This is a genomic window from Shewanella sp. MTB7 (assembly GCF_027571385.1).
In the GTDB taxonomy this organism is placed as follows: Bacteria; Pseudomonadota; Gammaproteobacteria; order Enterobacterales; family Shewanellaceae; genus Shewanella.
Window position 1 is genome coordinate 3,404,485 of sequence record NZ_CP085636.1, and the last position, 13,157, is coordinate 3,417,641.

The 13,157-nt window shown below is 45.7% G+C and carries 10 protein-coding genes; all 10 read right to left on the reverse strand.

Annotated features, from left to right (window positions below; genetic code table 11):
* Positions 1–3 precede the first annotated feature (3 nt).
* Positions 4–1,167, reverse strand: coding sequence for an ABC transporter permease (locus HWQ47_RS14655; RefSeq protein WP_269966827.1), 1,164 nt, complete (start codon positions 1,165–1,167; stop codon positions 4–6).
* Positions 1,164–1,955 carry an ABC transporter ATP-binding protein gene (locus HWQ47_RS14660; RefSeq protein ID WP_269966828.1) on the reverse strand — a complete coding sequence of 264 codons (792 nt, stop codon included), beginning with the start codon at positions 1,953–1,955 and terminating at the stop codon, positions 1,164–1,166. Before HWQ47_RS14660 ends, HWQ47_RS14655 begins: the two co-directional genes overlap by 4 nt.
* A gap of 151 nt (positions 1,956–2,106) precedes the next feature.
* A complete protein-coding gene (locus tag HWQ47_RS14665; RefSeq protein ID WP_269966829.1) occupies positions 2,107–2,919 on the reverse strand; it encodes an efflux RND transporter periplasmic adaptor subunit in 813 nt (270 codons plus the stop codon).
* A 454-nt stretch (positions 2,920–3,373) separates the two neighbouring features.
* A complete protein-coding gene (locus HWQ47_RS14670; protein ID WP_269966830.1) occupies positions 3,374–4,657 on the reverse strand; it encodes a multicopper oxidase family protein in 1,284 nt (427 codons plus the stop codon).
* The gene (locus HWQ47_RS14675; protein WP_269966831.1) at positions 4,654–5,925 is read right to left on the reverse strand and encodes a beta-ketoacyl-[acyl-carrier-protein] synthase family protein; all 1,272 of its coding nucleotides are present in this window, start codon (positions 5,923–5,925) and stop codon (positions 4,654–4,656) included. Before HWQ47_RS14675 ends, HWQ47_RS14670 begins: the two co-directional genes overlap by 4 nt.
* Before the next feature lie 149 nt (positions 5,926–6,074).
* On the reverse strand, positions 6,075–7,226 hold the full coding sequence (locus tag HWQ47_RS14680) for a c-type cytochrome (protein WP_269966832.1): 1,152 nt from the start codon (positions 7,224–7,226) through the stop codon (positions 6,075–6,077).
* Positions 7,223–8,071 (reverse strand): cyclase family protein, encoded by an 849-nt coding sequence (locus HWQ47_RS14685; RefSeq protein WP_269966833.1) that lies wholly within the window; start codon positions 8,069–8,071, stop codon positions 7,223–7,225. Before HWQ47_RS14685 ends, HWQ47_RS14680 begins: the two co-directional genes overlap by 4 nt.
* Positions 8,068–9,936, reverse strand: a complete 1,869-nt coding sequence (locus HWQ47_RS14690; protein ID WP_269966834.1) for a virginiamycin B lyase family protein — start codon at positions 9,934–9,936, stop codon at positions 8,068–8,070. Before HWQ47_RS14690 ends, HWQ47_RS14685 begins: the two co-directional genes overlap by 4 nt.
* 3 nt (positions 9,937–9,939) lie before the next feature.
* Complete coding sequence (locus HWQ47_RS14695) at positions 9,940–10,986, reverse strand: alpha/beta hydrolase family protein (protein WP_269966835.1); 1,047 nt, start codon at positions 10,984–10,986, stop codon at positions 9,940–9,942.
* A 47-nt stretch (positions 10,987–11,033) separates the two neighbouring features.
* Positions 11,034–13,154 (reverse strand): virginiamycin B lyase family protein, encoded by a 2,121-nt coding sequence (locus tag HWQ47_RS14700; protein WP_269966836.1) that lies wholly within the window; start codon positions 13,152–13,154, stop codon positions 11,034–11,036.
* Between the last annotated feature and the right edge of the window lie 3 nt (positions 13,155–13,157).

A 13,157-nucleotide genomic window follows, 5' to 3' on the forward strand; every position in this document is an offset into this window, starting at 1 on the left:
GATTCAGCTCCTGCGCAGTGCGTCAACGGTATTCAACGACATCGCTCGGTAGGCGGGCAACGCACCCGTGATCCCTCCCAGCAATAACATGTACATCACAGCTTGCAGTACGGTTGAAGGTGTCAACAGCAATGCAGGCACTATCGATTGGATCTGTGGAATTTTTCCCATTGCATCCAGCGCAAAATAGGACAGTGTTAAACCAATAGTGCCGCTGCTCAAGGTTAAAAACATAGCCTCACTTAACACCAACTTGAATATCTGCGGCCGAGAAAAACCCAGCGCCTTTAACACGCCAATCTCACGAGTACGCTCTCTCACCGTCATCGAAATGGAATTGCCCACTACCAGTAAAATGGCAAAGAAGACCGCAGACAATACCGCGGTGATAATCAAACCTATACTGCCAAGTTGCTCCACAAACGCCTTGTTGAATTGACGTTCAGTCGTTGTACGGGTTTCAGCAATTGAGTTTTCAAATCGATCGTCAATGCCCACCATTATTGCGTCATTACCTTTGGCATTTTCCGTGGTCAGCACCATCCAGCCGATGGTGTTGCCTCCTGATGTTCGGGTTTGAGCGAAATAATCATAGTGAAGGAACAGTTGATCTGTATCGGTTTGGGCATCTTTGCCATCATAAATACCCGATATCAATACTTCCCAGTCCTGACCTCCCGACTTATGGGAAAACAAGTTGGAGGAGACAGCCACCTTATCCCCGACTTGCCAGCCATACCGCTCTGCCATCGCTCTGCCAACAAGCATTCCCACTGGCGTTTGCTGCCAATTAATAAGCATTTCATCATCCAACACGTAATTGTCATAAACAGACAGATAAGTATCGGCGTCCACCGCATAACCAATGAGCGGATCAGTTGGATCAAGGTAATAGGCACCAAACCAACTGGCGTGAGTGAGTTGTTTTACGCCATCCATGGTGTTGACTTTATTGATATAGGAATAAGGCAGAGGTTGAGTGAAATTAATTTTGTTCATCACAATCAGTCTGTCATTCGCCGCCAGCTCAGCACCAGACTCGAACGCACTGTAAAAAGAGCCCAAAAAACCAAAAAGAAAAAAGGCCACAATTAAGGCGAAAGTATTGAGAAACCAACGTACTTTGTTCCTGCTAATGTTATGAATGAGTAGGAAAAAACTGTTCATGTCACCACTCCCTTTTCTGCCACCAGCTCACCAGAAACCCCAGCAGTGTCTATCTTTATATTGCTTGCTTTCTGGGTAACAACTTCTTCTTTGATGACGACGGCTTCCTTGTTAACGATCACCCCCTTATCCAACTCCACACGGTGTTTAGCATACTGGGCAGCCAACGGATCATGGGTCACCATGATGATGGTTTTCTTAAACTCTTGATTGAGTAAACGCAGAATATCCAGCACTTCAGTCGCGGTTTCCCTGTCTAGGTTTCCCGTCGGTTCATCACACAGTAAAATATCCGGATCGCCGACTATCGCTCGCGCCACAGCCACTCGTTGGTTTTGTCCGCCAGACATTTCATTGGGCTTGTGGCCTTTTCTATCAACAAGCCCCACCAATTCAAGTGCTGCCATCACTTTTTCTCGCCGCTGACGTCGGGTCAACTGACGTAATAACAAGGGCAATTCGACATTACCTGCGGCGCTTAACATCGGCATCAAATTAAAAGACTGAAACACAAAACCTACATGCTGTGCCCGCCAAGCTGATAGTTCAGCTTCTGCTGTGCCATGGTATTCTCGGCCACGATAAAGCACACTTCCCTGTGTGGGTTTATCAATGCCGCCGATTAAATTGAGTAAAGTTGTTTTACCTGAGCCAGATGGACCCATAATCACCAAAAAATCTCCTTGGTTAATATCCATGTTCAGGTTTGAAAAAATAGATACTTCAGATTTACCTTTAGTAAAACTTTTTGACAAAGACTTTATTTCAAATAATTTTTCTACATCCATAATTAAATCCTAATGCTTTGGCATTCCAATTATATTAAAAAACATTGCCAACTCAGAGAAGTAACATCATTACCTGATACTATTAGCAATTCCATTTACTCGTTTTAACCTAGCCCTATAACCCTGCAATAAGTGACTATCACTCATTGAATTAATTTAAGAAAGAAACTGTCACCCCCATACCTGGCAGTATTTTTTCATTAAGTTCCCTTATCTTTATTCGAACTCGAAAAACACCTTTAGCTCTATCTGCTGCCGGAATAATAGCCTCAACATAAGAAGATATACTCTCGCCTTTATAAGCATCTAGAATGGCGTTGACCTGTTGTCCACTGAATACTTTCCGGATATACGCTTCATTTACCTCAACTTCAATCTCAAGGGAGGCCATATCCACCAAGGTGCAAATACCGGTTCGGGTAAACCCTCCACCAGCTGAATCCGGTGATACAACCTCCCCCATTTGAGCATTTTTTTCGATCACAACACCATCAAAAGGCGCCCGTACAGAGTGCTTGTCATACTTCAGCTGCTTAAGCTGTATTTCCGCCCTCATCCGCGCTATCTCAGCATTGGCTACCAACAATGCATTTTCATATTTAAGTAAACGAGTTTGCGCCTGAGTGAACAACTCTTCACTGACAAACTGTGATTTTCTCAGAGCTTGCAATCGTAATATTTCACGCCGAGACTCATTGATATCAGCTTCTAGCGCTGGAATAGCGACCCTATTCACCTGCAGATTGCTATTCCCTAAATTGAGTTCTGCAGCGGCCAGAGCTCTATCCAAAACCGCTAATACCTGTCCCTTGTGGACTCTGTCGCCCTCTTCAACCAAGACCTGACGTAGTAAACCACTGAGCTCAGATGATACCGTCGCTGCGCGGCGAGCAACCACGTAACCAGAAGCATCTAGCACGACAGCAACGCCATTACCCGATGTTGCACTCAGAGAATGACTCACAGATCCAAGTTCACTCTTTGACAAATGATCGTTAGTACTCGAATTATTATTCGATGGAGAAACCTCAACTGCTTGAACATGTTTATCACTAACAACATCAGAACTATTCCCATCAAAAAGAACATCACCGCTGTTAATATCAAATAAGAAAAAGTAAATAACCCAAAAGAATATAATTATCGAAATAAATATAATAATCTTCGACCTTATTCTATTTTCATTTACTGACGTGTCATTTTTTAACTTGTTCAGCAAATGTTTTTTATCAGACACAAAGCCTCCATCAAACTGTTTTATATAACAGTATCAACATTGGTTTTTATAAAACAAGGATATAAAAACAGTGAGATAATAATCATGGACGTCGTCTATTAATACGGCCATGACACACTCAACCTATGACAATTGAAATACTCATTAATTGTGCATATTCTACGATTAATTACATCCGTCATTAGTACATAAACATCTTGGCCCCAGCTCCCCATTCTTGCCTTATTGCTTCTAAACCTGGTCCAATTGGCCCCTCTCCCGTTTGAGGGTATTTCTCCGGCCCTACTGTTAGATGCATCATCATGCCACCGGGATATTCTCCATCATTGGTAATATGGGGCGCGGTATGACAATGCATGGGCCAATCGCCAGGGTTATTGGTTCTCAAAATGAAATCTTTACGCTCAGCAGGGCCGATAGGCATGGTGTCCATCTCTATGGGACTCTCCATCGGCGCGCCATCTTTATGGGTAACCAAAAATGTATGCCCATGAAGATGTATATAGTGCTCCTGAGTGCCAGCATTAATAAAACGCAGCCGAATGGTATCGCCCACCTCGGTATGTATTCCCTGAGTACCTGGAAATGACCTGCCGTTAATGGTAAAGAAGTTAGCCCCTAAGATCTCCCTCGGATGCCCCGGCTTTCCCTGCTGCGCATAACTGCTATCCCACTCTTGCAACACGTACACCAGATCTTGATCGACCTCAGGATCTGGCTCTTTGGGCAAGACAATGAATGCCCCACTAAGTCCCCTTGCCATATGCTCATTAGTTTTTACATGACAATGATAAAAATGGGTCCCAGCAGGTCTTGCAATAAACTCGTAGGTAAACACCTCTCCAGGTTCTACTGGCTTAGGCGCATTCGAATCGTGCTGGGCATGTTTTCCTCCCATGCTTGGATGAGGCGCGCCATCCATACGCTGGGGACTGTATAACCCATGGGAGTGTATGGTATGCGGTACCGTCGTCTCATTAATCAAAGTTATGCGGATCCAATCCCCCTCTCGAGCGACCAAGGTTGGACCAGGAATTTTGCCACCAAAAGCCCACACCTTATAGTCGGTTCCATCCGCCAACGTCAATTGACTATCCGTGACAACCATCTGGTACTCCCACACGGTTTTATCCCCCTCGATAAAAGGACCTTTGCTAACAAACAGACGAGCAGCATCGTCATCTTCCGGCGGCTTAGCCCCGTTCCAGTCGGTACTATAGTTCGCTATCAGTTTCTCAAACTCCCCTAAAGCCTGAATCTTCTGTCCATTTCCTATATCGTGTTTTTCAACAAGTGAACTCCCATGTCCACTATGTTCATGATGTGGTGTCTGGACTGCTGTTATATCACCGTTAAGATCTATTGACGTGACACCTGCAGCTACAACACTCAATGACAGCAGCGTAGCCCCCATCATAATCAGCGAAATAGCCAGAAAACCAGCTAGCATCAATAACGTCTTCATAGGTATCGGCTCATGGTTAAAGCAGAGTGAATCCCCGAAAAGCCGCTAGAAAGCTTCAATATATGATCCATAGGCTGGTAACGTCCCACATTAGCAACATAGTCCAAATCACAACCATGATCCGGACGCTGTAGATTAATGGTCGGGAACACAAATTGATATTTCAGCGAAAGCGCACAAGCTGCAATCTCGATGGCATTTGATGCGCCTAACGCATGACCTACCATCGCCTTAAGTGAGTTCACTGAGATGTCATGGGCATGCTCGCCAAGTACCGCTTTAATAGCATTCGTTTCACAGATATCGTTCTGGGGTGTTGAGCTTCCGTGTGCATTGACGTGGTCTATCTGCTGGGGGCTCAGCTCAGCCCGCTCTAAACAGATCTCCATACAATCAGCCAAAGCGGTGCCTTCTTCAGGTAAATCCGTCATATGAAAGCAGTTGTTCAAGGAGTGATAACCCCCTATCTCGCCATAAATATGCGCGCCTCGCGCCAATGCGAACTCTAGCTCCTCTAGCACTAAAATTGCCGCCCCCTCACCCAGAACAAACCCATCCCGACCATAAGAAAATGGACGGGATGCACTTGTTGGATCATCAGCACGTTTACTTAACGCACCCAAGGCATCAAACGCGGCATACACCACAGGCGTAATTGGCGCTTCTACTCCACCACAAATACAGATATCACTTTGCCCTGATTGAATATATTCAGCTGCGGTGCCGATGGCATCCAAACCAGAAGTACAACCGGTAGAGATGGTTAATACCTGTCGATTGCAACCAAACAGATTAGCGATAAGGTGACTCATACCATGAAAACACATCTCATCTAACAAGGTGTCTGGCGTTCGACTTTGGTCAAGCTTGCCATTCACATCCATTGATAGAAAACTGTGTTCCATCGCAGTAGTTTCACCCACTGCAGTACCCAGTACTACAGATTTTCGCGCATGACTGTGATCAAAACCTCCCATCCCCAAACCTGCATCATCTATTGCCAGTGTATAACCAGTGAATGCCATGTCCATCAACCTTCCTTTTACACCACCGGCATTCAAAAATGCTCCTGCTGGCACTGCGGCAACAATGGGCGATCTCAAATGGTCAAATAAAGGGAAATCATTAATGTTATCAAGCGCGGTTACTCCATTACGGCCAGTTTTCAGTCCCTGCCAAAAATCCCGATTGCCGACACCGATTGGTGTTACAGGACCTAGGCCCGTTATCACGACACGCTTTCTCTGTTTATTATTCTGGTTCATCATTCATTTGCGAGACAGCCCTCATCCATCAGGGCGGGATAGCATCCGTCAGTCGACGGCCATGTGCTCGACTCTCCATTTATGCAGCTATCAATTTATTCTAGTTAATCTAACAAATTCAACTTGAGCAACCTATCCATGTAAACCAGTGCTCAACGCCTTCCCTTGGGGTTTTCTGTGTTACTCAATTGACGTAGATAGACCACTAGCGCTTCAATATCTTGGTCTTTAATCAAGGCCCCCCAGGCTGGCATCAAGGTTGATTTATCCACCGATACCCCACCAAACTTAATCACTTTAAAAAGGTGCTCATTAGAGAGTTTTTCCATCTCCTTGGCTGAGGTGTGATTTCTCGGTTCCTGAGCCAAGAAACTTGAATTGAGCCCCAAGCCATCACCACTTATTCCATGACATTGAGAGCACGCAATCTGATAGATTTTCTCTGCCCGACCTTCGATATCCGTTACATCCTGTGGAGGTTTATCACGGTAAAGCTTCTCTCGTATGTTGACCTGCATTGTCGAGTCTACTTCGGTCAATTCACTTTCTCTGTCCAGCATCAGGTAGTCTGTCATCGCCACCAGTTGGTCGCTACGGACTCGGAGTTTGGGCATCGGCACTGTGTCCCAATAATAGGGATCTTGCATGTAGGACGTCAGCCATTGAGCTTGATATCGACTACTGGCGGAATTAAATCCAGGTCCTGTCACGCCGCCCTTATCACCAACTCGATGGCAACTGCCACAACCCAGAATTTTATTAAAATGTATGCCTCCTTTAATCACTGGCGACCCGTTAAATGCCGGATAGGGATTCAATGGCAGTTGTTGCGTCACTAAAAAGTCCGTCAGCAATCTGGCTTCACTCTCATCAACAGCAAGGTGCTTATCTTTGAAAGCGGTACTGATTCTATCCCCGTCATCACCAACCAAGGTTCGGCGGTACGCTAAATAACCAGCGGGTCTGATGGCGACGGGATCTTGCAACCAGCCCTGCAACCACTCGTCGCGATACTTGCTTCCAGCCGATACTAGCGATGGCCCTTTTTTATCCCAAAGCGTGAGCAGATCACGGTTCGATTTATATTCAAGCGAGTGACAAGAGGCGCATGTTTGCTTAAATATTGCCTCACCACTTTTCTCTGTTTCTGCGGGCTTAAGCTCTAGCGCAGCTTGCACCAGAGGCTCTTGCTGAATATTTTCATGAGCCTCAGCAGGCTCTCCAAAAAGTGCTGTTAAAATAGCGACTAATGCAGCTAGATAGCAGTTTACATTTGGTTTTAGTGGATCATTGATGACACTCATTTAAGACCTCCTTGTGGTAAATAGGCCACAGCTCTCACCCAACCTGCACTGCCATTTTTCACCTTAATCGGGAAGCAAGTGAGCCAAAAACCATGAGCTGGCAGCCATGACAGATGAGTTAGCTTCTCCATGGCGCAAAACTCATGGTCACGGCCCACATAGTGAGCCCCCCAAACCGTGTCTTTCCCATGGCTTAGCATATTGCGCTGCATCACATGAAATGGCGGATCGATACTCCACGCATCAGTGCCAAACAGTCTTACTCCTCTGTCTTTGACCAGATAACGTACCAACTCGGGCGATAATCCCCGCCCATGTTCGTTATAGTCAGACACGCCGTAAAAGGCCTCTGCTCCAGTGTGAAACAACACGATATCACCAGCTTGAATGCGATAACCCTTTTCCAACTCAAACTGCATGACCTCTTCAATACGGATCAACGCATCAGTATTTTGCTGAACGGAAATGCAGACTCCGCAGCCACAAAACCAATCCAGTGGCATCTCATCGATAGTGCGACTCGGTTGACCTGCGCACTCGGGGGCATAATGAAACGGCGAATCAATATGTGTACTTGAATGGGTGATCGCTGATACCCGTTCACTGGCCCACCCTAACTCTCCCTGTAACTGAGACCTTTCAGTACCTACCAGCTCAGCAAGATGATCACCTCCACAACAATGATTCATCGGCTCAACTTCTACAGGTACCGCCTCGGAAATATGCGGCCCAAGTGCCACACTCAAATCAACCAAGGTCACATTCAATGACGTCCCGAACAGTTCATGAGGCAGCGTAGTGGTAGCCAAATCTGCCTGTTGATTGTTTACGGCGGCGATACTCATAACAGCACCCGTATTTTGCCTTTAACGCTGGGGTTCTTTTTGTCCTCAAACTCAAATATTCCGACTTGATTGAATACTTGGGAGAAGCTCTCTCCAGCACGCAAGATGGGTGACTGCGTCCCCAATGGAGCAATAGCTATTTGATGTAACAGATGGGAAATTTCATGGCCACTGGTTTTACCGTCATACATCCACGTCACGGTGCCACCTTTTTTAATGCTGATATCTGTTTTAGAAAACAGGGCTTTAGTATCGCTGATGATGACCTGCTGCTGTTGCTGGTTATTGGCTTTAAACCAGACTATGGCGGCCTTGAGTGCTTTGGTTTCACTACCAAAAGAGGCTTGATTCTGAGATAAAGTGTATTCTAAATCCTTGATCCAGTTCTTATTACGACTGGATTTGGCCAGCATCTCAAGTTGATCTTTCCCCGCCTGGTTAACCCCTTTATCCAGCTCAATAGCATTGACCATAGCAATGATCGCTAACTTGCCTGGTTGGTAATCAAATCGCCTTACCAGTCTGTTTTTGGCGCCACTGCCATCAGTCACTTCCACTGTAAGATGATGTTTACCCGGCAAGGTATTGAGCAAATTCAAACGCCCCTGATTAAGACTGACTTTTTTACCATCAAGGGTCAGTGTCAGCTCACTTATTCCTGCAACCCTATCTAAAGCCTGTATGGTGACTAATGGATCTGGCATGGTCACTTTGCGACCAGGCGAGAACAATTTGAGCTCAGGCGCAGCCATATCAAGCACCCCTAACTGCCCAGTAAACTGTTGAGAAAACCAAAAGTTGCCTTTACTATCCAAGGCCAAACCGAAAGGACGAGATGTTTTTGCCAATGGTGGTTTGCTAGGGAAAGTATCTGCACTTCCTACTGGTAGTGGATAAACAGTGAAATGTTTGTCTGTCGCCTGATAACGCAAGATCTGATTACCATCTAGCGCCATGGTCCATATATCACCATTTTTGCCAGCGATGATCCCCGCAGGGCGGGCTGCACCAGCAGGAACTGCCACCAGATCAATCACACTTGAACCCGGCGCAATATGGCCCAATTTGCCTTCCAGTTTTGCAAACCAGATGTCACCGTCTGGGGCAATCGTTAACCCTGCTGGACCATTGATCATGCCAGAACTCTTAGTGCCCATTTTGAACTCTTGCACCTTGCCAGTGTTAGGGTCTAAGCGGCCAATACCATCGGCATAAGCCTGAGTGAACCACACTGCCCCGTTACTTTGATCTATCGCCATTCCTGCGGGACCCGAGTGTTTAGTAGGCAGTTCAAAATTCTTCACCTTGCCACTGCTAGGATCCAATCGTCCTATTTTTCCACCTGCACGTTGGGTAAACCAAACCTGCTTTTTCGGGCCGATGGCGATATTAAATGGCCAGCTGTTTTCGCCGGGGATCTCATACTCTCGAATTTGAGTCGTCGCGGTATTAAAACGGATAATCTTATTGTCATAACTGGCCGCGATCCAAATCTCACCGGGATAACCATTCTCAATACTGCCCGCGATCAGACCCACTGGACGTTTATCTTTACCTATGTCGTAAAGTGTCACCTCGCCATTGGCCATTTTAGCCAGTTGGCCAGAACGGGCCAGTGCGACCCAGATATTGTCACTACTATCGATTGCCACAATGGCAGGCCCACTTCTAGGGCTAGCCAGCGCAAACTCTTTTATATAACCCGTTTCAACTTTATGAGTTGCGTTGATTATATTGATTGTTTCTTTTCCCTCTGCCAAATTCGTACTGGCTGAGATACCGACAAACAACAATAGAATCATTATTGGGATATAGAGTTCCAAAATGAATCTAGTGGTTAATATTCCATCATTATGTTTAGTCATTATCTACCTCGACAATTCGTTTTTCATCCAATCACACACCTGGGGCAACCAATGTTTAATAATTGATGTTCCGACATGCTCAGCGGCATACCATTGTGTTTCAACGCGATCACCGCCCCAATTCATGTAGGCATCGATATGGGATCGATTAAATAAGGTGTCTTCCGTCATTCCAATAATTTTCAGCTTGCCGCTCATTACCGGTAATTTATGTATATCCAGAGGCTCAACAAATCGATCGATGTCTTTCTCTTCTGGGATATTAAATGTCCACATAAACATTCGCCGTATGCGCTCTTGGGAAAGTTCTTTATGGGTGATCCAAGCCGGTGGAGAAACGGCAACGCCAGCTTGAAATGCTGGGCTTGCAGACAGCAATTGGGCGACCAGCAATCCGCCAAAGCTGACACCAAAGACACCAAGCTTGACGTCATGGCCAACCAAATCATTGATGATCCATTCCGCGATATCGACGGCATAGGCCTGCACATCGATGTGAGGCTGACGTGGTGAGGTCGCATTGGCCGCTGGAATATCCAAGCTCAGCACAGCGAGACCTCGTTCTAAAAACTTTGCACCAAAGGCATGCATTTCAACTTCACAAATTGAATCCAGACCATTGACCAATATCACTACTGACTTATATTCCCCGTCAGGAACCCGGAAATATCCATCTATGGTGCGGCCTCTTACTTGCAGCGTTACACTGGTTATTCTCTCATCGAAACAAATATAATTTTGATAAGCCAATGTCGCCAGTTTTCTCAATTTCTCAATCTTTCTTAAGGATTGAGTGGTGGTATTTAAATGAATATCAAACGATGCTATATGGTAAGCACAACTTACCCATTTCCACATATATCCATACCTTTCTTGCTGTAATTCATCCTCTTCAATTGAATTAGCCATTGTCTTCAGTTGACTGGCTGTTTGTAAAAATACTTCAGACCATGGGACGCCATTGCGAATTTTATTATCAGCGATACGGATCTCCTCCAAAGGCAGATCAGTAAAGCCGACTCTCGTCATTAAAAAATCATGCATATCCATATTAAAATTCCTACAATCAGCCAGTATTATTGAACCTATCTTCAGATTCAGTTGTTAGCTAAAGACACACCCTCAATGCAGAGACGATCGACCTTGTTACCGAATTGCTCGGTGATCCAAAAACACTTGTCTTTGTCCCAATCCAATCCACCAACCCAGACATTTTTGTCGGGCACAGGATAGTTACGGATAACTTGCTTCTTAGTAAGGTCGAAACGCATCACTGAATTACCAAAGACGGTGGAAACCCAAAGTGCGTCGTTAGGCTGATCAAACACCAACTTGAAAGGTGCGGTGTTGCTAGGAAGCTTGTATTCGCTGATCTCTTTGGTTTGAGTATCGATATAACCAAGACGGTCTGCACGCATTTGAGCGAACCAAAGGTTGCCCTTGTCGTCCTCCTCTAACGACAGTGGCCATGCACCTTTAGTTGGGATCTCCCAGCGATGAGCCTGCCATTTCTGCTGATCTACCCAACCAATGTGATTACCCAACTTCTCGGCAAACCAAAGTTCATTATTTTTAGTCACTAATACAGTACGCGGCGCTTCATCTCCCTCAGGCAATGCCAAGGTCTTCCACTTCCCCTCCGGAGTCATTCGGGCCAGTAAACCCGCATCGCTCAATGCAACCCAAACATTATGGTTGTAGTCAACGGTGATCCCGACCGGCAAGCTGTTTTCGACCGGAATATCGTATTCAGTGATCTTAAAATCACGAATCCGGGCGATTTTATTGGCAGCTCTCAAGGTGACCCACACATCATTGTTTTTAGGGTCAAAACCCATCGACGTAGGACCACTTTCAGGGGTTGGGGTTGGTAACTCACCAATTTTGCCATCTTTCACATAACCAATGGCACTACCCGGCGGCCCTGGTGGAAATCCAGGACCAACAAATCCACCGCCCATTTCCGTAAACCAAACGGTATTTTGTTTATCAACACCAATAATACCGGGGGTGGATTGCTTAGTCGGAACTTCAAATGACTTATAGCTGAACTTGTCATTGTGCTTGTCGACATCGGTACCACCTGATGCAAGATCCCCTCCACCGATATAGGCAAGGTCAGTACGAATAATTACGCTGACTTTGTTCGTGGACTGCTCGGTAAACCAAACATTGCCTTTTGAGTCGAGCATTACTGCTGCAGGATGTGAGTTTTCACTTGGGATAGGATAGTGATCAAAGGTGCCGGTGCTAGGCTCAAAGCGTCCAATTCGGTTAGCAAATAATTGGGTAAACCAAATATCACCTCGATCGTCGGCTGCCATAATGAAAGGCCCAGCATGTCTGTCTTCGAGGGTGTATTCCTGAATTGCACCATTGGCTAAGATCTTACCTATTTTGCCACCATTGCGTTCAGAGAACCAAACAACACCATCTTTATCGACCACGACATTACAAGGTCTGGCATCTGGAGTTGGCAACACAAACTGATCAAACTTTTCGGTGCTGGGATTAAACTTACCGATGATATTAACGTCACGTTCGGCAACCCATATATTATCGTCATGGTCTACCGCGATCCCTGTTGACATGGTTTTGGTGGCTGGCAGGGGAAATTCTGCCATTTTGCCGCTATCGGCATAGATCACACCAATTTTGTCACCCTTAGTTTCGGTGAACCAGATGTTATCTTTCGAATCAATCGCGATTCCCGTTGGCCAAGCATTGGGGGTCGGAATGTTGTAGCTAACCATCTCACCATTACGTCCCATCTTAGTGATCCGGTTTGCCAAACGTTCCGTGATCCATAAATCGCCTTTGGAATCGAACACAATGCCCATTGGGCTGGTTTCTTTACCTTCGAGTTTCCATTCTGAAATACGTCCATTTCCATCCAGTCGACCCACTTTACTGATTGCTGGAACATCAATGAAGTTCTTCGCAAATCGACCACCACTTTCACTGAACCAGATATAATCATCCTTATCGATAGCCAGAATATGTGGCACGGCATTTTTGGTCGGCACATCATATTGCGCCAGCGTATAATCGACTCCTTTAGTGGTTTTCATTTGATGCATCATCACGCTGGATTGAGTGACACTAGTCGGTTCTTTAAATTCAGCTGCATTTAAATAGCAGGCATTCACGCCCAACATTAATATAAACCCGGCTTTAATTACATCAGCATGCCATTTCCATTTTTCATTTATTTCCATTAG

What these genes read in the sequence shown, in the direction of transcription:
- HWQ47_RS14670 (WP_269966830.1), bottom strand. Translation starts at nt 4,657, where the DNA reads ATGAAGACGTTATTGATGCTAGCTGGTTTTCTGGCTATTTCGCTGATT.
- HWQ47_RS14660 (WP_269966828.1), bottom strand. Translation starts at nt 1,955, where the DNA reads ATGGATGTAGAAAAATTATTTGAAATAAAGTCTTTGTCAAAAAGTTTT.
- HWQ47_RS14685 (WP_269966833.1), bottom strand. Translation starts at nt 8,071, where the DNA reads ATGAGTATCGCCGCCGTAAACAATCAACAGGCAGATTTGGCTACCACT.
- HWQ47_RS14700 (WP_269966836.1), bottom strand. Translation starts at nt 13,154, where the DNA reads ATGGAAATAAATGAAAAATGGAAATGGCATGCTGATGTAATTAAAGCC.
- HWQ47_RS14680 (WP_269966832.1), bottom strand. Translation starts at nt 7,226, where the DNA reads ATGAGTGTCATCAATGATCCACTAAAACCAAATGTAAACTGCTATCTA.
- HWQ47_RS14695 (WP_269966835.1), bottom strand. Translation starts at nt 10,986, where the DNA reads ATGGATATGCATGATTTTTTAATGACGAGAGTCGGCTTTACTGATCTG.
- HWQ47_RS14655 (WP_269966827.1), bottom strand. Translation starts at nt 1,167, where the DNA reads ATGAACAGTTTTTTCCTACTCATTCATAACATTAGCAGGAACAAAGTA.
- HWQ47_RS14675 (WP_269966831.1), bottom strand. Translation starts at nt 5,925, where the DNA reads ATGATGAACCAGAATAATAAACAGAGAAAGCGTGTCGTGATAACGGGC.
- HWQ47_RS14690 (WP_269966834.1), bottom strand. Translation starts at nt 9,936, where the DNA reads ATGACTAAACATAATGATGGAATATTAACCACTAGATTCATTTTGGAA.